Here is a 23,196-nt window from a genome sequence, read left to right as displayed (position 1 = left end):
CGCGCCGTCCCGTGTGGCGCGGGCCCGGAGAAGCTGCCCCCGGAGGTGACGGCCCGATGAGCCCGGCGAGCAAGGTCCCGGTGCGGGTGGACGGGCGGGAGCTCGTCCTGAGCAACCTGGACAAGGTGCTCTATCCCGAGTCCGGCTTCACCAAGGCCGAGGTCATCGACTACTACAGCCGGATCGCCCCGGTGCTCCTGCCGCACCTGGAAGGCCGGCCGCTGACGGTCAAGCGCTTCCCGAACGGCGTCGAGGGCATGTCGTTCTTCGAGAAGAACGCCCCCGAGCACACCCCCGGCTGGGTGCGCAGGGCACGGCTGCCGGCGCCCGGCAGCACCAAGGACCGCGACACCATCGACTTCGCCCTGATCGACGACCTGCCGGGGCTGGTCTACTACGCGAACCTGGCCGCGCTGGAGCTGCACGTGCCCCAGTGGCGGGTGGACGGGGAAGGACGCGCGCTGCCCCCGGACACCCTGGTGTTCGACCTGGACCCCGGGCCCCCCGCGACGATCGTGGAGTGCTGCGAGGTCGCCCTGATGCTGCGCGAGGTGCTGTCGGCCGACGGCCTGGAGGCCAGGCCGAAGACCAGCGGGAGCAAGGGCATGCAGCTGTACGCCGCGTGGGACGGCCGCGAGGAGCCGTCGGCGTACGCCAAGCGGCTGGCCCAGGCGCTGGCGAAGCGGCACCCCGGGCGGATCGTCAGCGTGATGGCGAAGAAGCAGCGGCCGGGCAAGGTCTTCATCGACTGGAGCCAGAACAACCCCGCCAAGACCACGGTCGCGCCATACTCGCTGCGGGCCAGGACGCGTCCGACGGTTTCCACGCCACTGCTGTGGAAGGAGGTCGAACGCTGCGAGAGCCCGGAAGACCTGGTGTTCACGTCGTCCGACGTGCTGGCCAGGATGGAGAAGCACGGCGACCTTTTCAGCCGGGCGTAATCTGGTTCAGTCCACACGAAGAGGGGGACCGACATGTCGGAGATGGACGTACGCGGGGACGACGACAACTTCGCCGATGACCAGGAGCTGCCGATCGAGGCGACGCCGGCCGACGCCGCCGAGCAACAGCGTCCGCTGCGGGAGGACGACGAGCAGTGGCGCCTCGAGCTTCCCCTTGAGGTCAACCCGGCCGACGCGATCGAGCAGGACCGCGTGGTCGGGTACGACGACGACGACTATCGCTGAGGTGATGACTACCCGCCCGTAGGATGTCGGCAGACCCGGCACGAAACCCGTTGGAGACCCGTGTGACCGCTACCCCGGACGCCAAGCCCCGGGGCACCCGGCTGCCCCGACTCGCCCGCCGCAGGCAGCTGCTGAGCGCGGCGCAGGAAGTGTTCGTGGAGAACGGCTACCACGCGGCCGCCATGGACGAGATCGCCGACCGCGCGGGGGTCAGCAAGCCGGTGCTCTACCAGCACTTCCCGGGCAAGCTGGAGCTCTACCTCGCCCTGCTCGACCTGCACGTCGACGACATGGTCACCCGGTGCAGGGAGGCGCTCGCCTCTACGACCGAGAACAAACTGCGGGTGCAGGCGACGTTCAGCGCGTTCTTCGACTTCGTCTCCACCCAGGGCGAGGCGTTCCGGCTGGTCTTCGAGTCCGACCTGCGCAACGTGGCGCCGGTGCGGCAGCGCGTGGAGCGCTCGCTCAACGAGTGCGCCGAGATGGTCAGCGCGGTGATCCAGGAAGACACCGGCTGCACCAGCGACGAGGCCCACCTGCTGGGCGTCGGGCTGGTCGGCATGGCGGAGGTGAGTGCCCGCTACTGGGTCAGCGAGCACGGCTCCATCCCCAAGGACGCGGCCGAGCAGCTCATGGCCCGGCTCGCCTGGCGGGGCATCAGCGGTTTTCCGCGTACGGCTTAACCCGTTCGCTGGGCGCGATCAGCTGCGCTTTTCCGGCGTCGAACGGCCACGATGAGGGAAGCCCCGCCCCGTGGAAAGGGAGCATGATGGAAATCAAGATCGGCGTGCGTTCGGTGCACCGTGAGCTCGTTGTGGAGACCGACCTGTCGTCCGAGCAGGTTGAGGAGGAAATCCGGAAGGCCCTTGCCGCCGATCGCGGCGTGTTCGCCATCACCGACGTGAAGGGCAGGCGTGTGGTGGTGCCGGTGGCGTCGCTGGGCTTCATCGAGATCGGCGAGGACGAGTCGCGTCCGGTGGGCTTCGGCGGCACCCTCTAGGCGCCGCCGTCCGGGAGCCGCCTTGAGGCGCGGCTCCCGGGCGTGACGCCTCAGATGCCGAGCGCCGCCATGCGCTTGCCGTGCTGCTCCGTCAGTTTGGCGAACAGGCGGGAGATCTCCGCCTGGTCGTTCGCGCCCGACTCCACCAGCATGAGCGCCAGCTCCGGGCGTTCCGCCGCCACCCGCTGGCCCTGGCTGAGCGCCTCGCCGACGAGCCGCCTGGCCCACAGCGCCAGCCGCCCGCTCACCGCCGGGTCCGCCGCGACGCCGGCCCGTACGCGCTCGACGGCGAACTCCGCCCGCCCCTCGTCCGTCAGCACCTCGTCGACCAGCTCCACGATCGACGGGTCCAGCCTCCGGGCCGCCTCGCGATAGAAGTCGAGCGCGATGCCCACCCCCACATAGGCCTTGACCAGGGCCTGCAACCAGTCGGCCGGGCTGGTCTGGGTGTGCCAGGCGTCCAGCGCCCCGGCGAACGGCTGCATCGCCCGCTCCGGGTCCGCCCCCAGCTCCCGCAGCCGGTCGTAGAGCAGCCGGAAGTGCTGATACTCGGCGACGGCCAGCTCGCACAGCGCCGTCCGGTCGGCGAGCGTGGGCGCCAGCGTGGCGGCGTCCTCGGTCATCCTCGTGAATGCGCTCAGCTCGGCATAGGCCAGGACGCCGAGCAGGTCGGCGACCCCAGGAGACTCGTTCATGGAAGGCAGCGTACTTCCGGGAATCTTCGGGAACATCCGTAAGCCTGGTCAGCGTTGTGGTATCGAGTACACTGCTCTGAGAAAGTGCGACCGCACTGTGTACATTCGGGGGTCTCTCCTCCGAATCCCCCGATCCCCGGGTGCGCGGTCGTAATGACGCGAGAGGGCTGGCTCTACCGCGAGGACCCAGATACGAGGTCGGATTTCCGCCCGTAGGTCCCGGCAGGCCCGCCTTCATTTGAGACTGAGGCAGGCCACGCTGACGACTTTCCGAGACCTCGGAGTCACACCAGAAATCGCCGATGCCCTCGAGACCGAGGGCATCACGACACCGTTCCCGATCCAGGAAATGGCGCTTCCGCTGGCGCTGAACGGCCAGGACCTGATCGGCCAGGCCCGCACCGGCACCGGCAAGACCTACGCGTTCGGCATCGCGATGCTGCAGAGCATCGGCAAGCCGCGCAAGAACCGCAAGAAGCCCCGCGGGCTGGTCGTCGTGCCGACCCGCGAGCTCGCCACCCAGGTGAGCGAGGACCTGGTCACCGCCGCCGGCAAGCTCGGCTCGCGGGTGCTCACCGTCTACGGCGGGCGCGCGTACGAGCCGCAGATCGAGGCGCTCAAGGCGGGGGTCGACGTCATCGTCGGCACCCCCGGCCGGCTGCTCGACCTGGTCAAGCAGAAGCATCTCGACCTCGGCCAGGTCAACACGCTGGTCCTCGACGAGGCCGACCGGATGCTCGACCTGGGCTTCCTGCCCGACATCGAGCGGATCTTCAAGCTCATCCCGGCGGAGCGGCAGACGATGCTGTTCTCCGCCACCATGCCGGGCGAGATCGTCACCCTTTCCCGCAAGTACCTCAGCCGCCCCACCCACGTGCGCGCCGAGAACGAGAGCGGCGAGGCCGAGACGACCCCGCAGGTGCGCCAGATCGTGTGGCGCGCCCACCGGATGGACAAGATCGAGATCGTGTCCCGGCTGCTGCAGGCCGAGGGCCGCGGGCTCACGATGATCTTCTGCGAGACCAAGCGCGCCTGCGACATGGTCTCCGAGCAGCTCGACACCCGCGGCTTCGCGGTCGCGGCCGTCCACGGCGACCTCGGCCAGGGCCAGCGTGAGCAGGCGCTGCGGGCGTTCCGCAACGGCAAGGTCGACGTGCTGGTCGCCACCGACGTGGCGGCTCGCGGCATCGACATCGACGACGTCACCCACGTGGTCAACTACGACTGCCCCACCGACGACAAGACCTACGTGCACCGCATCGGCCGCACCGGCCGGGCCGGGCGCACGGGCATCTCGGTCACGTTCGTGGAGTGGGAGGAGCTGACCCGCTGGAAGATGATCAACCAGATGCTGGGCCTCGACTTCCCGGAGCCCGAGGAGACCTACTCCACCTCTCCTCACCTCTACACCGAGCTCAACATCCCCAAGGGCACCAAGGGCGTGCTGCCGCACGCCAGCCGCTCCCGGGCGGGCCTCTCCGCGGAGCGCATCGAGGACCTCGGCGAGACGGGCCGGCCACGCGCGCGCGGCCGGCGCCGCGACGAGCGTGAGGAGCGAGAGCGGGAGCGGGAGCGTCCGGCCCGCACGCGCCAGCGCCGCCGCACCCGCGGCGGCAGGTCCGCGGAGGAGAGCCCCGCGGGCAGCCCTGCCGTCGAGACGCCGGAGGTCGAGCTCGTGACCGGTCGCTCCAGCCAGCACCAGGAGGAGACGCCCGCGATCATCACCACGGAGGAGGTGGCGACGGCCGCCGAGCCGCGCCGCCGCACCCAGCGGTCCGCCGTCCAGGAGGAGCAGGTCGCGGACCTCACCGCCCGCCAGGAGCGGTCCGTCACGGCCCCGCCGAGCGACCGGATCCCGGCCCCTCCGCGTGACGAGATCGCGACGCCGTCGCGTGATCGGGTCGCGGCCGCCCAGCGGGACGAGGTCGCCACGCCGTCGCGTGACCGGATCCCGGCCGCCCAGCGGGACGAGGTCGCCACGCCGTCGCGTGACCGGATCGCCGCCTCCCAGCGGGACGAGGTCGTGCCGCTGGCACGCCAGGAGACCGAGTCCTCGTCGCGTGACGAGGCCACGGCGCCGGGCGAGCCGGAGTTCGCCGCACCGCGGCGCGAGCCGGAGCGGATCATCCCGGCCAGCCCGTTCACGGTGATCTTCCAGTCACCTGACCTGGCGACGGACGACGACGACATCGCGCCGTCGGCGGCCACGGAGCGCAAGCAGCAGCGCCGCGGCGGCAACCGCGGCAACCGCCGCCGCACCGGCTGACACGTTCGGCGAAAGGCGCGCATCCCGACCGGGGTGCGCGCCTTTCCGCATGTCACGGGCTTTCTCACGGACATGGGCACGACTAGCCCCAGATCGCACCGGCGTACCGTGTTCACCGGTGTCGAGGTGGTGGGCTCTGGGTATTGTTGCCCCACGTGAGTACGCCGCGATTCCTGCACCTGCCTCCTGGCGTCACCCCACGCAAGATCGAGACCGACCGCGGCATGTTCGCGGCCCTCGAGGCGCTGCCGGCGACCGGCGTGGTGGAGCGATGGCCCGCGATCCTTCTTCCGGGCCTGACGGGCAGCAAGGAAGACTTCATCGCGGTGCTGCAGACGCTCGCCCTGTCGGGCCGCCGCGTGCTGGCCGTCGACCTGCGCGGCCAGTACGAGACGCCGGGCCTCGACGACCCCGCCGCCTACACCTGCGCGGCGCTGGGCGCCGACGTCGACGCGCTCGCCCAGCGGTTCGGCGACGGCGAGCCGGTCCACCTGGTGGGCCACTCCTTCGGCGGGCTGGTGGCGCGCGAGGCGGCGATCGACGGGCGCACCAAGTTCGCCTCGTTCACGCTGATGGGCTCCGGCCCCGCGGGCATCACCGGCAAGCGCGCCGGACACGCCCGATGGCTGACGCGCACGATCCCCCTGTCGGGGCTGGAACACGTGTGGCATGCCGGCTTCGAGCCGGAGGCGCTGGCCGCGGGCGTGCCCGACGACATCCTGGCCTTCCTGCGCCAACGGCTGCTGTCCAACTCGCCGACGGGTCTGGCGCGCATGGCCGAGGAGGTGGTGTCCGTGCGCGACCGCACCGAGGAACTGCGCCAGATCGAGGTGCCCACGCTCGTTCTGTACGGGGAACACGACGACGGCTGGCCTGCCGAGACGCAGCAGGAGATGGCGGCGGCCCTGGGCGCCGACTGCGTGGTGGTGCCGGGCGCGGCCCACTCACCCGCGGTGGAGGCCCCGGAGACCACGGCGGCGGCCCTCGTCAGGTTCTGGAACGAGGCCGAGAGCCACACCCTCGACACCCGCGCCACCTGACAGCGTCACTCCGCCAGGCCGTCCCAGGGGCGGTGCTCGGGGGCGGCGGTCAGGCCTTCGGGGCAGTGGCGGCGGAAGTCGCACCAGCCGCAGATCGGCCCGGGGCTGGGGGCGAACACCTCGTCCAGCTCCGCGGGCACGCGTGGCGGGCTCACCAGAGGCCGGTCACGCCGCTCGGGGGCCGGCGCGTCGTCACGGGCCGCCGGTGAACGGCCCGCGTCGCGGGGCCGAGGGCGCTTGGCCTGGGCCGGCTGGCCCATCACCGTCCGGTAGCGCTCGTCCGCCTCCGCCGCCTCCAGCGCGATCTCCTCGGCGCGCCGCAGATGGCGGTCGAGCGACTCGTCCGTGTGACGCCACTGCACGATCTCGCCCGTCGGCAGGTGGTGCAGCTCGACGGCGTGGGCCGGGGTGCGCATCATACGGGACGCCGCCACCGCGTAGATCGCCAGCGCCAGCGAGGAGCGCGCGTCGTCCTGGGTGAGCGGCCGCCGCCCGGTCTTGTAGTCGACCACCACCAGCTCGTCGCCGCGCCGGTCGAGCCGGTCGATGCGGCCGGAGACCGCGATGACCGAGGTCCGGGTGGCCACGGTGCGTTCGACGCCGACCGGGTCGTCGGACGGGTCGAGCGTGGCCACGTAGCCGGAGACCAGGTCGCGGCCGCGGCCGAGCCACTGCGCCGACTGGGCCTCGTCCCTGAACCCCTCGGTGATCCAGCCCTTGGTGAGTAAGACGGCCGCCGTCAACGGCGTGCGCCGCCCGTACGGCTCCCGCCACCACGCCGCCAGCGCGTTGTGGACGCTCGCCCCGACGCTGTTGTGTGCCCAGCCCGGGCCCTTCGACGGCTGCGGCCGGTCCAGGTAGGTGAACCGGTAGCGGCGCCGGCAGTCGAGCCAGGCGTTCAGCCGCGACGGCGTGCACGAGTAGAGCCGCCGCGGCATCCCATCCAGCGGAAGCTGGTCGTACACCCTAGTCGTCGCCGGAGTCGAGCCTGATGCGGGCGGCCCTGGTGCCGTCGACGAGCGGGCCCTCCTCCTCGGGCTCGGTCTCGACCCGCGTTAGCGAACCGCCGATCCAGTCGTCGAAGTGCGGCTCCAGGTCGCCGATGGTGACCTCCTCGCCGTGGGAGGGCAGCACCCGCGTGTCGCCGGGCAGCGTGAACAGCCGCCCGCCGATGGCGGTGAGCTGGTCGGCCAGGCGGGGGTACTCGCCGCCGAGCTTGCCGGGCCCGTCAGCCTGGAGCGTCTTGCCGGAGAAGACCGCGCCGAGGCCCTCGCAGTAGAGCGAGACCCCGCCGGGCGTGATGCCGGGCGTCTCCATGACGTCGAGCTGGACGTCGGCGACCTGGAAGATGCCGTCGTCCTCCATGTCGATGTCGGGCCAGGTCTCGGTCCAGGTCTCCCGCCAGAGCGGCTTGTCCTTGGGGTGGAGTGCGACGACCGCCTCGTCCCTGGCCGCCACCTCGATGGCGGCGCCGACGTGGTCGGGCAGGCCGTGGGTGCAGATGACCGCGAGCACCTCGCGCTCACCCACCTGCTCAAGGATCTTCTCGGCGTCCCTGGCGGGGTCGATGACGATGGCCTCCTCGTCGTCGCCGATGATCCAGGTGTTGTTCTCGACCTTGTGCTCGGTGCCGTCGATGTCGACGAGGCCCTCGGTCACCACTCGCTCGATACGCGCTGTCACGCCTCCGAACTCTAGCCCGTCCGCACCGGTGAGCGAATCCCGTTGGGCATCAGTCTTCGAGCCGGGGGGAGAACGCGCCGAAGGGGATGTCGAGGTCATGGTCGCGCAGGTCGATCAGGCTCAGCTCGGCGAGCACGATGAGGCAGCCGGCCTCGGCGGGCCAGGCGATGACCCACAGCCAGTTGCCGAGCGCCTCACCGGCGTAGACGGCCCGGTCGGCGGCGCCGTTCACGCACCACAGCGGGGCCGGATGCCCGAGGACCTCGATCTTGGCGTTGGGCGGGCCCGAGTCGAACCCCTCGCCGGGGTCGGCCCCGTCCAGACCGGCGAACGCGGCCCCGAGGCCGACGCCCGGCTCCTCGGCGATGACGAGGATGTCCGCGGGCCCCTGCGTCAAGGACGGCCCGGACAGCGCGACCAGGCTCGCCCGTATGCCCTTGCGCTCGTCGCCGACCTCGCCGAACCCCGTCACCAGCCATCCGGACGGCAGCGGCCAGGGCAGCCAGACCGGCACCAGCGAGGTCTTGCGCATCGCCTCCGCGGCCGTCTGCGACGGCGGCCAGGGCGGCTGGTACGGCAGGACGTCGCCGTGCGCATCGCAACGCCAGGCACTGGACCACACGCTCGGCGCGTGCAGCGGGCCGAAGCACCGTGGGCAGGTTGGAGCCGCTCTCACAGCTACCCACGGTGCTTCGTCGGGCACCGCCCCGTCAAGACCGCAGTCCGTTATCACGTCGTAATCTTGACCATGTGCGCGTAAATTGTGTCGGCGCGATCGTCCTGGACGACGCGCGCCGCCTTCTGCTCATCCGGCGCGGGCATCCTCCGGACGCGGGTCGCTGGTCGCTGCCGGGCGGCCGGGTGGAGCCCGGCGAGTCCGACGCCGTGGCGGTGCGGCGCGAGGTGCTGGAGGAGACCGGGCTGGAGGTGGCCGTGGGCCCGCTCGCGGGCACGGTGGACCTGCCCGCTCCCGGCGGCGACACGTACGCGGTCCGCGACTACCGCGCCACCGTGGTCGGCGGCACCCTCACACCGGGCGACGACGCCGCCGACGCCCGCTGGTGCACGCGGGAGGAGCTCGCCCGGCTGCCGCTCACCACCGGCCTGCTGGACACCCTGCGCGCCTGGCGGGTCCTGCCCACGTGACGCCGCGGACCCTGGCGGGGCTCAGCGGCCGGCGGTCAGGGTGGACGTCCAGAGGATGAGGTGGTCGTCGCTGTAGGTGGTGGACCGGCCCAGCGCCACCACTTCCTCGCCGGAGATCGTCACCGCGGCCAGCCACTGGGCGCCCGGCCCGGCCAGACGGTCCTCCTTCAGGTCGAGCCGGCTCCACGAGAGGCCGTCCTGGGAGATCCAGGCGGCGCTGTCGCCCTCGCCCTGCTCGCCGTGCCAGCCGACCGCGACCAGGCCCTGCCCGGCCGCCGCCAGGTCGTACACGCCGGCCGCCCGTTCGGCGGGCAGCCATGACGTCTCCCAGGTCACGCCGTCGTCCTCGGAGATCGCCGAGAAGGCCCTGGACGCGCCCGAGGTAGTGGAGGCGGTCCCAATGGCCACCAGCCTGTCCTGGTACGCCGCCACCTGGCGCAGCCCGGCCGAGGACGCGTCCGGCGGGGAGAGCCGCTCGCGGGCCGTCCAGTTCAGCCCGTCCGGCGACACCCAGACGATGCCGCTCTCGTTCCCGCCCGCGCCCGCGCCGCCGACCGCCACGTACCCGTCGGGGGTGGCCGCCACGTCGTGCAGTCGCACGCCCGAGCCGCCCTGCGGCAGCCGCTCCGAGCGGGTGTACGAGCGCAGGTCGGGGGTGAACCAGACGGCCGCCGCCGTGCCCGCCGGGCCGCGGTCCTCGCCCGCGAGCAGGTAGCCGTCGGGGCCCGCCGCGACCGTCCGCACGTCCAGGTACGGATGATCGCCCGGCCTGGCCAGATCGCCCGAGAGCGGCACCTTCTTCCAGGCGCGCCCGTCGCCGGAACTGACCAGCAGCGGCTCCGTCTCCTGGAGGCCGGCCTGGGTGCCGCCCACGGCCAGCCAGCCGCGGCGGCCGAACGCGACGTCGTTCAGCTGCTGCCGTCGCGGGCCGCCGAGCCCGATGGACCTCCAGTCCTTCCAGTCCTGGCTGGTCCAGACGCCGGCCTCGCCCCCGGCCGAGCCGACGGCCACGTAGCGGCCGTCGTGGCTGGCCAGGCCGCTGGTCTCGCGGGCCATCCTGGTCAGGCCACGGACCTGGTCGAGCGGTACGCGCACAGGCTCGCCGCGCCGGGGCGCCGCCATGAGGACCGGCTCGTTGTCCACGTCCGAGACCGCGCGGTCGCCGCCCGCGTACAGGGTGCCGCCCGCGGCGATCGCGAACCCGCGCAGCGTCGCCCCCCGGAGCTCCCCGATGCCCGCCCGCCCGCTCCACGAGCGGCCGTCCGTGCTGGTCAGCACCGCGTACGAGCCGATCCCCGCCTGGCTCACCGCGGCCACGCCGTCCTCGTACGAGACGAGCCGCTCCACGCCGGGGCTGGCCGCGGGCAGGCCGTCGATCGTGCCGCACTGCGACCACTCGGCGCCGGTCGGCGAGCAGTAGGCGCGCACGTCGCCGGTGATCGTACGCTGCCTGGTGGCCACCAGCACGAACCGCTTCGACGCGACCGCCAGCGAACCCGCCTTGGGCGTCGCCTCCGGCAGCTGGAAGCCGGTCGCCTGCCACGTGCGGCCGCCGTCGGCCGACCTGAGGACGCGGGAGCCGTCGCCCTGCGCGGGCCTGGCCATGGCCACCACCGTGTCGCCTCTGGCGACCACGGCGCGGATCTCGCCCGCCTCCAGGCCCCGGGTCTCCGCCCGCTCCCAGGCGTGGCCGTCCGCGGAGTGCCAGGCGGCCGGGCCCGCGCCGCCGTCGCGCAGCGCCGCCTCGCCCACCGCGACGAACCCGGAGCCCGTCCTGGCGATGTCGTGGATCAGGTCGCCGTCCTTGAAGGCCTCTCCCCCGCCGACCGCCTGCCAGTTCAGGCCGTCGGCGCTGGTCCACAGACCTCGCTCGCGCACCCCGTCGCCGCCGGTGGCCAGCCAGCGGCCGTCGCCGCCGGCCACCCGCTGCACGATGGGCGTGCTCGCGCCGGTGACGCGGCCGAGCTGCCACTTCTCGCCGTCGGCGGAGTAGAGGAACAGGGGCCTCGGCGTCGGGCCGGTGGTGTCGCTGCCCACGACCACCACGGCGCGGCCGACGGCGGCCACGTCGTTGAGCTTCTGGTCGGTGCCCTGGGCCGCCGCCGGGACCGTGAACAGGTTGTCGCCTGACCTGCCGGTGCCGGTGGCGAGCCTGAGCCGGGCCTCGTCGTCGGCGCGCCACTGCCACACCAGCACGCCGGCGGCCACCAGCAGCGCGACCGCCAGCGCCACGGCCATCGGCACGGCCGGGCTGCGCCCCCGCCGCACGGGACTCGCCCGCCGCATCGCCGCCGGGGCCGGGCCCCTCTGATGCCTTCCCCCGGGTCGTTCGGGACCCGACGCGACCAGCAGATCAGGCCGCGCCGGCCTGCCGCCCGGAGGCCTCCCGACCCGCCGCACCGGCTCGTCCCCGTCAGCGTTCTCGTCCTGCCCGTCCCCCGCGTTCCCGGCTCCGCCGGAAGCGACCGCCCGTGACGGCTCACCGCTGGTCTCCTCCCCTCGGCCGGGCTGATGCGCGATCCCGTACGGAGCCGTACGAACTTCCTCTCCAGCCTGAGCCGAGGTGCCAGTGACCTCGCCGCTCCCGGGAGCCCGTGTGCCGAGGGCTTCCCCACCCCTCGGAGCGTCGTCTCCTCGGTCTGGCGCCGGAGGCTGGTGGGCGATTCCGTACGGGGCCGTGCGGGCGTCTCGCCTGGTCCGGGTTTCGGGGGCGGGCTCCGCTTCCGTGGGGGGGTTGTTCCCGGCGGCGACGGCATCGGGATGGGTGCCGGTGGTGTCATGGGGGGAGCCGAGGGCCTTCCCCGCCCCCTCGCCGGGCGGGGAAGGCTCGGGCTCTTGTGGCGGACCGGGGGGTGGCGGGATGGGGCGTGGGGGGCCGCTGGCCACGAGCTTGTCGGGGCGGTTGACCGTGCGGCGGCGACTCCTGGGTTCCGTGTCCGGCTCCGCGGTGGGGGAGCTGTACGGGCGGCGGCCCTTGGGGAGCTCCTGGGGCTCGTCCTCCGGGGTGGGCGCGGCGAACGGCGGCATCCCCCAGGGCGAGGTCAGCGGTAATCCGCGCGCCCGGTCGTCCGTCGGCCCCGGCGGACTGTGCCGGATGCGCGGCTCCCGCGCATGCGCACCGCCCGGGGCTGAGGACTCAGCCGGCGGGACGGGCTCGCCGCGGCCGAAGGCCTCCAGTCCGGCGTGGTCGGACGGGGCGCCGCCCGGGCCGGGCGCGACCACGTCGTCGGAGGCTCCCGGGCCGGGCGCGAGCACGTCGCCGGGAGTTCCCGGGCCGGGCCTGAGTACGTCGCCGAGAACTCCCGCGCCCGGCGCGAGCGCGTCGTCGGGGGTTCCCTGGCCGGGGGAGGTGGGTTCGTCGGCGGGGGGTGAGTCCGGGGCTGTGGCGTCGCCGGGACGAGGGTCGTCTGGCGGCTGCCGATGCTGGTCACTGGCGCCGGAGGCCACGCGCCGTACCTCCTAGTCGGACGGGTCGAGCGGGACGGGGCCCGGAGCGGGCGGGCCGGTCGGCTCGAAGGGTCGGGTTCGAGTCTGCTCGGCGGAACCGGAAGGAACAGGGGGACCGTTCCAAGGATGACTTATCCGAACATATGCGCTATATCGACTAATTTCGACCTTCGCGCCCCCTCCCCGGCATCGCGCCACAGGATCGCTCGCACAACGACTACTCCTACCCCGCCACCCGAAACGATCACCCCTCATCTCGTACGCCCGAGTCCACAAGAACCAGACCAGCACGCCGGAGCCGGAATGGCGAGACCTCTCTAGCGAGATTCCCGACACCCACCGGTCGATTTATCCAGAAGTAGTGCTGACTGACCGCTTTTTAGCGAAATAGAGCACCAGGAGGATGAACACTCCCAACTGCACGACGGTCCCCACGAGCGACTGCCACGGCACCGGCACCGACGCCTGATCCAGCGCCTGGTCCAGCTGCCCCGCCGCCGCGCTGATGCCGAACGCCACCGTGTTGTTCAGCACGTGCAGCGCTATGGCCGCCTCCAGCCCGCCGGTCCACACCGTCAGGACCGCCATGGCCAGGCCGAAGGCGAACACGTCGAGCAGCCCCGCCCACTGGTATCCGTGCAACGACGCGAACAGCACCGAGCTGATCACGATCCCCCACCACGGGTTGCGCAGGTGAGCCCCGAACGCCTGCAGCAGCCACCCCCGGAACAGGTACTCCTCGGTGGCCGCCTGGAAAGGCACGAGCAGCACGATGACGACGAGCGCCGGCAGGAACCGCTCCCACCCGGTCCACCCGAAGATGCCCTCGGTCCGCTCCCCCGTGGCGACCAGCAGGACCACCTGGGCGATCTGGGCCAGCACCATCGACAGCACGGCCGCGCCCACGCAGATCAGCAGCCACGACCAGCGCACCCGCCCGGCCACGGACGAGAGCGTCCCCGGCCGCCGCCGCTGCACCAAGGCGGCCACGCCGAACACCACCGGCAGCACGGCCGCGATCGACAACAGCAGCAGGATCATCCCGTACACCGGATCGCCGGAGATCTGCTCGGGCCGCTCGGGCTGCGGGATGCCCAGGACGGCCCCGATGATCACCCCCGCCAGCAGCACGATCGCGCCGATGACGAAGAACGCGGCCGCGACCGCGAGGGTGCCCACGACCTGCCGCCACACCCGGCTGACCGGGGTCCTGGCGAGCTGGTCGTACCGCGCGTCATGCGGCACGGGCGCGTACCAGGACGGTCGTGGCGGCGGGTACGGGTAATAGCCCGCCGGCGGACCGCCGTAAGGGCCTGGTGAAGGCTCGGGATTATCCTGCATCTCCATATTCTGTCCATCCGGTGCGCAATAGTTCACAGACGGCGCGGCCTTTTCGGCGGATGCTCGGGACGTACGCATGTCGACCCTGGGAGCAAGCCATGTCAAGGCTGGGACCTATCGTCACCCTGGCGGCGGGCGCGGTGCTCGCCGCGGGGCTGGGTGTCGCCAGCATCACCGCGGCGCCGGCGGCGGAGCAGGCCGTCGCCACCGCCGATGAGGCGACGCGATCACCGGAAACCGGCGAGGAGACGGCCGCGGCCGAGCCCTCGCCCAGTGAGACGCCGACGTTCGAGGAGCCGGAGCCGCTCGTCCCGGAGAAGGCCGACTACGCGGGCCGGGTGAAGGACAACGGCGGCCTCATCGCGATCTCGATCCGCGACGGCAAGGCCGTCGGATACTTCTGCGACGGCAAAACCGAGGCCTGGTTCAAGGGGAACGCGACCAGCGACCGGCTGACCCTGAAGGGCTCGGGGAAGGCCACGGTCAAGGCCGAGCTCGGCGACGGCGGGGCCGAAGGGCAGGTCGCCGTCGGCGGCAGGAAGTGGAGCTTCGTCGCCGGCACCGCCAAGAAGCCCTCAGGCCTGTACCGGGCCAGCGCCGTCGTCAGGGGCGCCCAGGTCCGCGCGGGCTGGATCGTGGTGAGGAACCCGTCGGGCGGCTACACGCAGGTCGGCGCCGCCTCCCAGGACGGCGAGCCGGTGGACATCCCGCGGCTCGACGGCGACGACCCGACCAGCCCCGTCTCCGTCAACGGGGCCACCGTCACCCCCGAGGACGTCGACGGCTTCATCGAGGAGATGTCATGACCGCCCTCCACCACCGCCCCGCCCGCGGCGCCGTCTCGCTGCTGGTGCCGCTGCTGGCCGGCGGCGTCCTCATGGTCGCGCTCGGCGTGTACGGGCGCGTGCACGCCCCCACCGGCTTCGCCGTCGGCGTCGCGGGCTTCTCGGCCGCGCTGCCGATGAAGGTCTGGCTGACCACGGCCTCGGCGGCGCTGGCCGTGGTGCAGGTCGTCTCGGCCCTGTCGATGTGGGGCAAGCTCGGGGTGGACATCCCCGCCGGGGTCCACCGGTGGTCGGGCAGGCTGGCGTTCCTGCTCACGATCCCGGTGGCCTTCCACTGCCTGTACGCGCTCGGCCTGCAGTACGACGTGCCGAGGGTGATGGTCCACTCGCTGCTCGGCTGCTTCTTCTACGGGGTGTTCACCACGAAGATGCTGGCCCTGCGCAAGGAGGACGCCCCCGGCTGGACCCTGCCGGTGATCGGCGGGCTGGTGTTCGCCGCGCTCGTCGGTCTCTGGCTGACCTCGTCGTTCTGGTTCTTCACCGCGGTCGGGCTGAAGGTCTAACCCTCCGGGCTGAAGCGCGTGGTGCGCTTCAGCCCGGCGGCCCGTCCCTTGGCCGCGACGACGAGCGCCATCTTCCTGGACGCCTCGTCGATCATCTCGTCGCCGAGCATGGCCGCGCCGCGCTTCTCGACCGTCGTGTAGTGCTCGTACGCGTCGAGGATGAGCTCCGCGCGGTCGTAGTCGTCCTGCGGCGGCGAGAACACCTCGTTGGCCGCGTCGACCTGCAGCGGGTGGAGCACCCACTTGCCGTCGTAGCCGAGCGCGGCCGAGCGGCGGGCGGCCCTGCGGAACCCGTCGACGTCCTTGATCTGCAGGTAGGGGCCGTCGATGACCTGGAGGTCATGCGTACGGGCGGCCATGAGCAGGCGCATGAGGATGTAGTGGTAGGCGTCGCCCTCCTCGTAACCGGGCGGCTGCTCGCCCACCACGAGGGTGCGCATGTTGATCGAGGCCATGAAGTCGGCCGGCCCGAAGACCAGCGTCTCCAGCCGTCCGGACGAGCCCGCGATGGCGTCGGCGTTCACCAGCCCGCGCGCGTTCTCGATCTGCGCCTCGATGCCGATCCTGCCGGGTTCGTAACCCATGGCCTTCTCGATCTGCGTGAGCAGCGTGTCGAGCCACACGACCTCGGTCGGGTCCTGCACCTTGGGCAGGATCAGGCAGTCGAGCCGGTCGCCGGCGCCCTCGACGACCTCGATCACGTCCTTGTACGCCCACTGCGTCGCCAGGTCGTTGACCCGCACCGCGACGGTCTTGCCGTCCCAGCCGCCCTCGCGCAGCGCGGCCACCACGTTGCGCCGCGCCTCCTCCTTGGCCAGCGGCGCGACCGCGTCCTCCAGGTCCAGGAACACCTCGTCGACGGGCAGGCCGCGGGCCTTCTCCACGAACCGGGGGTTGCTACCGGGCACGGCCAGGACGGATCTACGCGAACGCAACATGAGCCACACCGTAACGGCACCCGGGCCGGTTACATTCAAGCTGTGACCGACAACACCCTGGCAATCGAGGAGGGCGCCAAGAAGTCCGGCATCCTCTGGCTCGATCTCGACCGGCCGCGACTGGCCTGGCACGCGTGGCACGACGGCGCGATCTATCTGGTGACCGGCGGCGAGGAGCAGGAGCTGCCGGGGCTGACCAGCCGTGAGCGCGTACGGGTCACGCTGCGCAGCAAGGACAACGGGGCCCGGCTGGTGGAGTTCGACGCCGCCGTGGCGGTCGTCGATCAGGCGGCGGCGCCCGAGGTGGTGGCCGTGCTGGCCAAGGAGCGGCTCAACGCCCGCGACAGCGAGGGCCTGCCCGGGCGCTGGGCTCAGGAGTCGACGGTGCTGCGGCTCACGCCCACGTCCACGGGCGCGACCGGCTCGGCGAGCGCGGGCGCCTGACGGCTGACGGTCGCGGTCTGCGCGAGGAGCGCGCCCGTCAGCACGATGGCCCCGCCCAGGATCTGATACGCGCCGAGCGCCTGGCCGAGCAGCAGCCAGGCCACGACCGCGCCGGCGATGACCTCCAGCGAGGCGACGGTCGCGCCCACGGCCGCCGAGAGCCTGCGCACCGCGTTCACCCCGAGGATGTAGGCGACGACGGTGGCGGCCAGCACCATCCAGAGGTACGCGCCGAGCACCGGGAGCGTGGCGCCGCCGGCCGGCGCGACGGTCAGGGTGAAGGCGTCCCAGGGGATGTTCCAGGGCTGGGAGATCGGGGCGAGCACGACGGCGGCGCCGGTCATGCCCCAGGCGATCAGGCCGAGCGGGTCGACGTCGTCCCCGAAGCTATCGCTCATCAGGAAATATCCGGCGCAGCACGCCCCGGCCATCAGCGCCAGCACCAGCCCGATCGCGTCCAGCCGGATGCCCTCCCAGGCCTCGACCACGATGGCCAGCCCGGCCACGGCCATGACCGCGCCGATATAGGCGGCCCTGGCCAGCCGGATCTTGCGCACGATCCGCACCCACGCCACCACCATCACCGGCGCCATGAACTCCAGCAGCAGGGCGATCCCCACGGGCAGCCGGGTGATGGCCGCGAAGTACAGTGACTGCACACCGGCGACGGCGACGATCGCGTACACCGCGAAGAACGGGAGCCGCGAGCGGGCGATCCGCAGCGCGGACGGCTTCACCACGGCCAGCACGGCGAGCAGCAGCAGCCCGGCGCCGGCCATCCGCACCCAGACCGCCTCCAGCGGCGCCAGGCCGGCCTCGTTGAGATACTTGGCCATGGGCCCGGAGAAGGCGAAGCAGAGCGAGGACGCGAACGCCATCGCGAGTCCCGCGTAGCGCACGCGAACCCCCGTGAGAAGTAATCACTGTTTAGCGGGTTTGATACTGACACGCCGGGGGTCCGCGGCGCAATGCCATAGCACTGTTAGCCTGCTGACGTGCAGATCTTTGTCGCCCGCCTGGCAGGCACGCCGGTCTTCGACCCGGCGGGCGACCAGATCGGGCGCATTAGAGACGTGGTGGTCGGGCTGCGCGGCACGCGCCCGCCCCGGGTGCACGGCATGGTGGTCGAGGTCCGCCCGCGCCGCCGGGTGTTCCTGCCCATCACCCGCGTACGGGGCATCCAGGCGGGCGCGGTGATCTTCACCGGCAGGCTCAACGTCCGCCGGTTCGAGCAGCGGCCCACCGAGACCCTGGTGATCGGCGAGATGCTCGACTTGACCGTGCGGGTCGACGGCGAGCCGATGACCGTCTACGACGTGGCCGTCGCCGAGGTCAAGCGGTCCGAGTGGCAGGTGACCCGGATCGCGGTCCACCGGGGCAGGCGGCGTGACGCGCGGGTGGTCGACTGGAGCGAGGTGTCGGGCTTCGACATCCTGCAGAAGGACCAGGGCGCCGCCGGGCTGATCGCCTCGTTCGAGTCGCTGCGCGCCGCCGACCTGGCCAGCGCGCTGCACGAGCTGTCCGGCAAGAGGCGCGAGGAGGTGGCCCGCGCGCTCGACGACAACCGGCTGGCCGACGTGCTGGAGGAGCTGCCGCCCGGCGACCAGGTCGGCATCCTGCGCACGCTCGAACCGGAGCGGGCCGCCGACGTGCTGGAGGAGATGGGCCCCGACGACGCCGCCGACCTGCTCCACGACCTGCCCCCGGAGCAGGCGGCCGCGCTGTTGGCGCTGATGGAGCCGGAGGAGGCCGCCCCGGTGCGGCGGCTGCTCACCTACCCGCACGACACCGCCGGCGGCCTGATGACCACCGATCCGGTCATCCTGCCGCCGACCAGCACGGTCGCCGAGGCGCTCGCGCACGTCCGGCAGAAGGAGCTGACTCCCTCGGTGGCGGCCCAGGTGTTCATCACCCGGCCGCCCAACGAGACCCCGACCGGCCGCTACCTCGGCATGAGCCACTTCCAGCGGCTGCTCCGCGACCCGCCCTCCACCCTCCTCGGCAGCGTCATCGACCCGTCGATCGACCCGATCAAACCGGACTTGCCGCTCCACGACGTGGCCGCCTACCTGGCCTTCTACAACCTCGTCGCGGCCCCGGTCGTCGACGAGCACGCCCGGCTCGTCGGCGCGGTGACCGTCGACGACGTCCTCGACCATCTGCTGCCCGAAGACTGGCGCGAGAGGCTCTGACGTGACCACCGAACGCCTGGACCAGCCCCGCGAACTGCGCCGCTCGCTGCGCCCGCACTACGACCCCGAGGTGTTCGGGCGGCTGGCGGAGCGCATCGCCCGCTTCCTCGGCACCGCGCGCTTCCTGGTCTACATGACCGTGTTCGTGGCGGTCTGGGTGAGCTGGAACGTCGCCGCCCCGGCCCGGTTCCAGTTCGACCCGTACCCGTTCATCTTCCTCACGCTCATGCTGTCGCTGCAGGCCTCGTACGCGGCCCCGCTCATCCTGCTCGCGCAGAACCGGCAGGACGACCGCGACCGCGTCCAGTACGAGCAGGACCGGGAGACGGGCGAGCGCAACCGCGCCGACGTCGAGTACCTCACCCGCGAGATCGCCGGGCTGCGGCTGGCGCTCGGCGAGGTGACGACCCGCGACTACCTGCGCTCCGAACTCCAGCGGCTGGGCGAGGAGCTCAAGGAGCGGCGCTGACGCCGTGGGAGCCAGGGAGTAACCTTGGAGGGCTGCCCGGAAAACCGACGGATCCGACTGGATTAACGGGACCGGCTTCCAGGTTCATACCATGGAGGGGCATCCTCAACTGGCGTCCAGCGCCTGTCACACATATACCGGCAAAGGAGGGACGGCACCCCCTCATCCGGGCGTGCCGAGACTTCGATGGCACCAACCCAGGACCAGGTGACGGCCGCCCTCGCCACCGTCATCGACCCCGAGATCCGCCGCCCGATCACCGACCTCGGCATGGTCAAGGGCGTCGACATCGCCGCAGACGGCAAGGTGCGCGTCGGCGTCTACCTCACGGTCGCCGGCTGCCCGATGAAGGACACCATCCGGCGCGACGTCACCGCCGCGGTCGCCAAGGTCGACGGCGTCAGCGCCGTCGAGCTCGAACTCGACGTGATGAGCCAGGAGCAGCGCAAGGAGCTGCAGACCAAGCTCCGCGGCGACCGGGGTCCCGAGAAGGAGATCCCGTTCAACAAGCCCGGCTCGCTGACCCGCGTCTTCGCGGTGGCCAGCGGCAAGGGCGGCGTCGGCAAGTCGTCCGTGACGGTCAACCTCGCCGCCGCCATGGCCGCGAGCGGGATGAAGGTCGGCATCGTCGACGCCGACATCTACGGCCACAGCGTCCCCCGCATGCTGGGCGCGGCCGAGCGGCCCACCAAGGTCGAAGACATGATCATGCCGCCGATGGCCCATGACATCAAGGTCATCTCGGTCGGCATGTTCAAGCCCGAGGGCAACACCCCCGTCGTGTGGCGCGGGCCGATGCTCGACCGGGCGCTCCACCAGTTCCTCGCCGACGTCTACTGGGGCGACCTGGACGTCCTGCTGCTCGACCTGCCGCCCGGCACCGGCGACATCGCGATCTCGGTGGCCCAGCGGCTGCCCGGGGCCGAGATCCTGGTCGTCACCACCCCGCAGATGGCCGCCGCCGAGGTGGCCGAGCGGGCCGGCTCCATCGCGGCGCAGACCCACCAGCAGATCGCCGGCGTCATCGAGAACATGGCCTGGCTGCCCTGCCCCCACTGTGACGAGCGCATCGCCGTCTTCGGCGAGGGCGGCGGCCAGACGGTCGCCGACGCGCTGACCCGCATCCTCGGCGCGCGCGTGCCGCTGCTCGGCCAGGTCCCGATCGACCTGCGGCTGCGCGAGGGCGGCGACGAAGGCAAGCCGCTGGTGCTCACCGACCCCGACTCCCCCGCCGCGACGCAGCTCCGCTCGATCGCGGCCACGCTCGGCAAGCGCTCGTCGAGCCTCAAGGGCATGCAGCTCGGGCTCTCGCCCAACCGGGGCTGACCCCGCGACGGGCGTGGGTCAGGTCGCCTCGTTGTCGTACGGGGGGATCTCGCCCACGCCCAGCTCGCCGCCCACCGGGACGGTGTCGGCGGGCTCCAGCTCGGCCGCGGCCGGCTTCTTCCAGTCGTCCTCGTCGTCCTCCAGCAGATGCTTGCGGACGAAGTTGCGCGGATTGAGGTCGGCCGGGTCGAAATTGGAGAACTCGGGCCCCAGGCCGGCCCGCAGGTCGTCACGCGCGTTGTTGGCCATGCGGCGCAGGTTGCGCAGGGTCTTCCCGGCCTGGGAAGCCGCCTGGGGCAGCTTATCCGGGCCGAAGACCAGCAGCGCGATAATGATCAGCGCGCCGACTTCCAGCCAGCCAAGTCCGAACACCGTCAGCTCCAAGCAGTCAACCGCCCCGGGGACAACCCCGGCTATCCCACAGACTAAGGGCTCTAACGGGTAGCTCGGTCTCCTCCTCGCGGACGAATCCCGCCTCCGAAGAGGCTCCAGGACCTCCCCCGGCTTTTCAGCCGAGCGGGCCGGAGGCACGCGTCACAGCGCCTCACCCGAGGGAGTTCCCCTACGGCGGGAGCGCGCGAGATCAGGACGGAGTAGGCGTGGGAGCGTCGGCGCTGACCACGAGGGTGGCCGTGCGTTCCTCGTTGTCGCGCTCGTACTTGATGTTGATCTTCGCGCCCGGCGCCTTGCTGCGGATCAGCGCGATGAGCTCGTTGCCGTCCTGGAGGCGCAGGCCGTCGACCTCAAGGATGATGTCGCCGGGCTTGAGCCCGGCCTTCTCCGCCGGGCCGCCCTCGTCGATCGGCGGGCGGCCGTTCTGGATGCCGGAAGCGATGCGTACGCCCTCGCCGCGGTATTCGGTGTCGAGCACGATGCCGATCTTGGGACGCTTGGCCTTGCCGGTGGTGATGAGCTCCTCGGCGACGCGGCGCGTCTGGTTGACCGGGATGGCGAAGCCGAGGCCGATGCTGCCGCTCTGGCTCGTCATGGACCGGCTGAGGGTGGCGATCGCCGAGTTGACGCCGACGACCTCGCCGCGGCCGTTGACGAGCGGGCCGCCCGAGTTGCCGGGGTTGATGGCGGCGTCGGTCTGGATGGCGCTGATGTACGCGGTCTCCTCGCCGCCCCCGCCGCTCTCGTCGCCGGCGATGACCGGCCGGTTGAGCGAGCTGACGATGCCGGTGGTGACGGTGCCGGTCAGGCCCAGCGGCGAGCCGATCGCGATGACGGGGTCGCCCACGACCACCTGGTCGGAGTTGCCGAGCGTGATCTCGGGAGTGCCGAACGTCTCCTCGGGCTTGAGCACCGCGAGGTCGGAGCCGGGGTCGCGGCCGACGATGCGGGCCGTCGTGGTCTTGCGGTTGTTGAACATGATCTTGATGTCGCCGCCGCCGGCGGCCAGGGCGACCACGTGGTTGTTCGTCACCACGTACCCGTTCTTGATCAGGAACCCGGAGCCGGAGGCGCCCTCGGTGTTGCTGCCGTTGCCGACCTCCAGCGAGACCACGCTGGGCAGCACCCGCGCGGCCACGCCGGCGACGGAGGTGGGGGCGCGGTCGACGTTGCCCGTGGGGATGGGGCCGAGGCTGTAGGAGGGGTCGGTGCTGCCGCTCGGGCGGGTCAGCAGGTAGGTGCCGACGCTGCCGAGCCCGGATGCGACCAGGGCGACGACCAGGGCCAGCACGAGCAGCATCGGGGTGCTGGGGCCGCGGCGGGGGGCCGCGACCCTGGTGGCGCCGGGCGGCGGCGCCCAGTTGGCGCCCATGGGCAGGGCGTTCGGCGGCGGCGGCGGGCCGCTCCCGCCGAACGGGCCCTCGCCGCTGGGGTTGGTGAAGGAGCCGGGGCGCTTCTCGCCGCTGCCGAAGAACGGCCACTCGCCGGTCGCGTACGCGTTCTCGCCGGCCGGGCCACCGAAGCGCGGTCCTTCGCCACCGGGATGCCCGAAGGACGAACCTTCGCCGCCGGGGTTGCCGAAAGCCGGTCCTTCCCCACCCGGATGCCCGAAGGTCGGACGCTCGCCACCGGGGTTGCCGAAACCGGGGCCTTCACCACCGGGGTGCCCGAAAGAGGGACGCTCACCACTCGGATGCCCGAAGGGCGGGCCCTCGCCTGAGTCGCCGAAGCGGGGTGACTCGCCGTAGGGCGAGCCTTCGCCACCTGGATGACCGAAGGACGGACCCTCGCCGCTCGGGTTGCCGAAGGACGGACGCTCGCCGCCCGGATGACCGAAGGACGGGCCTTCGCCGCCGGGGTGTCCGAAAGAGGGGCGTTCGCCGCTCGGGTTGCCGAAGGACGGGCTCTCGCCGCTGGGGTGGCCGAAGGCGGGGGGCGGGCCGGGGGGCTCGTACGCGCGGGTGTCGCCCGGGCGGGCCGGCTCGTCGTAGGGGTGGGAGGTGCCGAAGACGGAGGTCTCGCCGGCGTCGTCACCGCCGGGGGTGGGCGGCCGCCCGTCCTGCCGGTCTCCGGCGGGGAGGAACTCCGGCCGGCCCTGTGGCTCAGGGTGTCCCGACGGCGTGCGTCCTTCGGGGCGCGTCTCGTCGGTCATCTAATCCACCACTCCTTGCTCACGACACCGCAACCATGGTCTGTACGGCATACGGGTGCTGTAAAGCAATTGTCAGCCCGATTCTCCTGACATATCCCGATCTCAGATCGTATGCCCCTCACGCCATGG

At 72.1% G+C, this 23,196-nt stretch carries 24 protein-coding genes; 14 read left to right on the top strand and 10 right to left on the bottom strand.

Annotation, left to right across the window (positions count from 1 at the left end):
- The first annotated feature begins 56 nt into the window (after positions 1-56).
- From ligD to ACZ6YG_RS25325, 4 genes are all read left to right on the top strand, one after another.
- Positions 57-941 carry a non-homologous end-joining DNA ligase gene (gene ligD / locus ACZ6YG_RS25340; protein ID WP_397199155.1) on the top strand — a complete coding sequence of 295 codons (885 nt, stop codon included), beginning with the start codon at positions 57-59 and terminating at the stop codon, positions 939-941.
- Positions 942-974: 33 nt separating this feature from the next.
- Positions 975-1,187 carry a hypothetical protein gene (locus tag ACZ6YG_RS25335; protein WP_246639498.1) on the top strand — a complete coding sequence of 71 codons (213 nt, stop codon included), beginning with the start codon at positions 975-977 and terminating at the stop codon, positions 1,185-1,187.
- 62 nt (positions 1,188-1,249) lie between these two features.
- Positions 1,250-1,870 (top strand): TetR/AcrR family transcriptional regulator, encoded by a 621-nt coding sequence (locus tag ACZ6YG_RS25330; RefSeq protein ID WP_148029272.1) that lies wholly within the window; start codon positions 1,250-1,252, stop codon positions 1,868-1,870.
- A gap of 83 nt (positions 1,871-1,953) precedes the next feature.
- Complete coding sequence (locus ACZ6YG_RS25325) at positions 1,954-2,187, top strand: DUF3107 domain-containing protein (RefSeq protein ID WP_246639500.1); 234 nt, start codon at positions 1,954-1,956, stop codon at positions 2,185-2,187.
- 50 nt (positions 2,188-2,237) lie between these two features.
- On the opposite strand, the gene ACZ6YG_RS25320 is transcribed toward ACZ6YG_RS25325, so the two are convergent.
- Positions 2,238-2,882, bottom strand: coding sequence for a ferritin-like fold-containing protein (locus tag ACZ6YG_RS25320; protein WP_148029271.1), 645 nt, complete (start codon positions 2,880-2,882; stop codon positions 2,238-2,240).
- A 349-nt stretch (positions 2,883-3,231) separates the two neighbouring features.
- Between ACZ6YG_RS25320 and ACZ6YG_RS25315 the strand changes: the two genes are divergently transcribed.
- Together ACZ6YG_RS25315 and ACZ6YG_RS25310 are read left to right on the top strand one after the other, a co-directional pair.
- Complete coding sequence (locus ACZ6YG_RS25315) at positions 3,232-5,148, top strand: DEAD/DEAH box helicase (RefSeq protein ID WP_466019365.1); 1,917 nt, start codon at positions 3,232-3,234, stop codon at positions 5,146-5,148.
- A 155-nt stretch (positions 5,149-5,303) separates the two neighbouring features.
- Positions 5,304-6,188, top strand: a complete 885-nt coding sequence (locus ACZ6YG_RS25310; protein ID WP_397199157.1) for an alpha/beta fold hydrolase — start codon at positions 5,304-5,306, stop codon at positions 6,186-6,188.
- 5 nt (positions 6,189-6,193) lie between these two features.
- On the opposite strand, the gene ACZ6YG_RS25305 is transcribed toward ACZ6YG_RS25310, so the two are convergent.
- From ACZ6YG_RS25305 to ACZ6YG_RS25295, 3 genes are read right to left on the bottom strand one after another with little or no spacing between them, the layout of a single operon-like run.
- The gene (locus ACZ6YG_RS25305) at positions 6,194-7,126 is read right to left on the bottom strand and encodes a RecB family exonuclease (RefSeq protein ID WP_466019364.1); all 933 of its coding nucleotides are present in this window, start codon (positions 7,124-7,126) and stop codon (positions 6,194-6,196) included.
- Between the two features lie 28 nt (positions 7,127-7,154).
- A complete protein-coding gene (locus ACZ6YG_RS25300) occupies positions 7,155-7,871 on the bottom strand; it encodes an MBL fold metallo-hydrolase (protein WP_219543983.1) in 717 nt (238 codons plus the stop codon).
- 49 nt (positions 7,872-7,920) lie between these two features.
- Positions 7,921-8,547 carry a DUF6758 family protein gene (locus ACZ6YG_RS25295; RefSeq protein ID WP_148029267.1) on the bottom strand — a complete coding sequence of 209 codons (627 nt, stop codon included), beginning with the start codon at positions 8,545-8,547 and terminating at the stop codon, positions 7,921-7,923.
- 74 nt (positions 8,548-8,621) lie between these two features.
- On the opposite strand from ACZ6YG_RS25295, the gene ACZ6YG_RS25290 reads away from it, so the two are divergent.
- Positions 8,622-9,017 carry an NUDIX hydrolase gene (locus ACZ6YG_RS25290; protein WP_466019363.1) on the top strand — a complete coding sequence of 132 codons (396 nt, stop codon included), beginning with the start codon at positions 8,622-8,624 and terminating at the stop codon, positions 9,015-9,017.
- Positions 9,018-9,038: 21 nt separating this feature from the next.
- Here ACZ6YG_RS25290 and ACZ6YG_RS25285 read toward each other — a convergent pair whose 3' ends face one another.
- Complete coding sequence (locus ACZ6YG_RS25285; RefSeq protein WP_466019362.1) at positions 9,039-11,285, bottom strand: beta propeller repeat protein; 2,247 nt, start codon at positions 11,283-11,285, stop codon at positions 9,039-9,041.
- A 915-nt stretch (positions 11,286-12,200) separates the two neighbouring features.
- On the opposite strand from ACZ6YG_RS25285, the gene ACZ6YG_RS25280 reads away from it, so the two are divergent.
- The gene (locus tag ACZ6YG_RS25280; protein ID WP_466019361.1) at positions 12,201-12,389 is read left to right on the top strand and encodes a hypothetical protein; all 189 of its coding nucleotides are present in this window, start codon (positions 12,201-12,203) and stop codon (positions 12,387-12,389) included.
- A 423-nt stretch (positions 12,390-12,812) separates the two neighbouring features.
- Here the strand turns inward: ACZ6YG_RS25280 and ACZ6YG_RS25275 are convergent, their stop codons facing one another.
- Positions 12,813-13,709 carry a lysostaphin resistance A-like protein gene (locus ACZ6YG_RS25275; RefSeq protein ID WP_466019360.1) on the bottom strand — a complete coding sequence of 299 codons (897 nt, stop codon included), beginning with the start codon at positions 13,707-13,709 and terminating at the stop codon, positions 12,813-12,815.
- 194 nt (positions 13,710-13,903) lie between these two features.
- Between ACZ6YG_RS25275 and ACZ6YG_RS25270 the strand changes: the two genes are divergently transcribed.
- Both ACZ6YG_RS25270 and ACZ6YG_RS25265 read left to right on the top strand, forming a co-directional pair.
- Positions 13,904-14,611, top strand: coding sequence for a hypothetical protein (locus ACZ6YG_RS25270; protein WP_397199161.1), 708 nt, complete (start codon positions 13,904-13,906; stop codon positions 14,609-14,611).
- On the top strand, positions 14,608-15,153 hold the full coding sequence (locus tag ACZ6YG_RS25265) for a DUF6529 family protein (RefSeq protein ID WP_148029262.1): 546 nt from the start codon (positions 14,608-14,610) through the stop codon (positions 15,151-15,153). Before ACZ6YG_RS25270 ends, ACZ6YG_RS25265 begins: the two co-directional genes overlap by 4 nt.
- Here the strand turns inward: ACZ6YG_RS25265 and ACZ6YG_RS25260 are convergent.
- Positions 15,150-16,091: an HpcH/HpaI aldolase/citrate lyase family protein gene (locus ACZ6YG_RS25260; protein WP_148029261.1), complete on the bottom strand. Its 942-nt coding sequence runs from the start codon at positions 16,089-16,091 to the stop codon at positions 15,150-15,152. The two genes, ACZ6YG_RS25265 and ACZ6YG_RS25260, sit on opposite strands and share 4 nt — an antisense overlap.
- Before the next feature lie 42 nt (positions 16,092-16,133).
- Between ACZ6YG_RS25260 and ACZ6YG_RS25255 the strand changes: the two genes are divergently transcribed.
- Positions 16,134-16,535, top strand: coding sequence for a hypothetical protein (locus ACZ6YG_RS25255; protein ID WP_364231499.1), 402 nt, complete (start codon positions 16,134-16,136; stop codon positions 16,533-16,535).
- Here the strand turns inward: ACZ6YG_RS25255 and ACZ6YG_RS25250 are convergent.
- The gene (locus ACZ6YG_RS25250) at positions 16,463-17,434 is read right to left on the bottom strand and encodes an EamA family transporter (RefSeq protein ID WP_466019359.1); all 972 of its coding nucleotides are present in this window, start codon (positions 17,432-17,434) and stop codon (positions 16,463-16,465) included. The genes ACZ6YG_RS25255 and ACZ6YG_RS25250 overlap by 73 nt on opposite strands.
- A 96-nt stretch (positions 17,435-17,530) precedes the next feature.
- Between ACZ6YG_RS25250 and ACZ6YG_RS25245 the strand changes: the two genes are divergently transcribed.
- From ACZ6YG_RS25245 to ACZ6YG_RS25235, 3 genes are all read left to right on the top strand, one after another.
- Complete coding sequence (locus tag ACZ6YG_RS25245; protein WP_364231505.1) at positions 17,531-18,727, top strand: magnesium transporter MgtE N-terminal domain-containing protein; 1,197 nt, start codon at positions 17,531-17,533, stop codon at positions 18,725-18,727.
- Position 18,728: 1 nt separating this feature from the next.
- Positions 18,729-19,196, top strand: a complete 468-nt coding sequence (locus tag ACZ6YG_RS25240; RefSeq protein ID WP_148029259.1) for a DUF1003 domain-containing protein — start codon at positions 18,729-18,731, stop codon at positions 19,194-19,196.
- Between the two features lie 186 nt (positions 19,197-19,382).
- Positions 19,383-20,522 (top strand): Mrp/NBP35 family ATP-binding protein, encoded by a 1,140-nt coding sequence (locus tag ACZ6YG_RS25235; protein ID WP_148029258.1) that lies wholly within the window; start codon positions 19,383-19,385, stop codon positions 20,520-20,522.
- Between the two features lie 18 nt (positions 20,523-20,540).
- On the opposite strand, the gene ACZ6YG_RS25230 is transcribed toward ACZ6YG_RS25235, so the two are convergent.
- Together ACZ6YG_RS25230 and ACZ6YG_RS25225 are read right to left on the bottom strand one after the other, a co-directional pair.
- Positions 20,541-20,894: a sec-independent translocase gene (locus ACZ6YG_RS25230; RefSeq protein ID WP_148029257.1), complete on the bottom strand. Its 354-nt coding sequence runs from the start codon at positions 20,892-20,894 to the stop codon at positions 20,541-20,543.
- Positions 20,895-21,105: 211 nt separating this feature from the next.
- Positions 21,106-23,067: a S1C family serine protease gene (locus ACZ6YG_RS25225; RefSeq protein WP_466019358.1), complete on the bottom strand. Its 1,962-nt coding sequence runs from the start codon at positions 23,065-23,067 to the stop codon at positions 21,106-21,108.
- Positions 23,068-23,196: the final 129 nt, after the last annotated feature.

This window comes from Nonomuraea sp. NPDC054003 (assembly GCF_055585125.1).
This window is presented reverse-complemented; position numbering and strand designations above follow the sequence as displayed.

Coding starts and splice junctions, on each gene's coding strand:
- ACZ6YG_RS25270 (WP_397199161.1), top strand. CDS start 13,904: ATGTCAAGGCTGGGACCTATCGTCACCCTGGCGGCGGGCGCGGTGCTC.
- ACZ6YG_RS25260 (WP_148029261.1), bottom strand. CDS start 16,091: ATGTTGCGTTCGCGTAGATCCGTCCTGGCCGTGCCCGGTAGCAACCCC.
- ACZ6YG_RS25265 (WP_148029262.1), top strand. CDS start 14,608: ATGACCGCCCTCCACCACCGCCCCGCCCGCGGCGCCGTCTCGCTGCTG.
- ACZ6YG_RS25325 (WP_246639500.1), top strand. CDS start 1,954: ATGATGGAAATCAAGATCGGCGTGCGTTCGGTGCACCGTGAGCTCGTT.
- ligD (WP_397199155.1), top strand. CDS start 57: ATGAGCCCGGCGAGCAAGGTCCCGGTGCGGGTGGACGGGCGGGAGCTC.
- ACZ6YG_RS25315 (WP_466019365.1), top strand. CDS start 3,232: ATGGCGCTTCCGCTGGCGCTGAACGGCCAGGACCTGATCGGCCAGGCC.
- ACZ6YG_RS25225 (WP_466019358.1), bottom strand. CDS start 23,067: ATGACCGACGAGACGCGCCCCGAAGGACGCACGCCGTCGGGACACCCT.
- ACZ6YG_RS25305 (WP_466019364.1), bottom strand. CDS start 7,126: ATGCCGCGGCGGCTCTACTCGTGCACGCCGTCGCGGCTGAACGCCTGG.
- ACZ6YG_RS25335 (WP_246639498.1), top strand. CDS start 975: ATGTCGGAGATGGACGTACGCGGGGACGACGACAACTTCGCCGATGAC.
- ACZ6YG_RS25235 (WP_148029258.1), top strand. CDS start 19,383: ATGGCACCAACCCAGGACCAGGTGACGGCCGCCCTCGCCACCGTCATC.
- ACZ6YG_RS25320 (WP_148029271.1), bottom strand. CDS start 2,882: ATGAACGAGTCTCCTGGGGTCGCCGACCTGCTCGGCGTCCTGGCCTAT.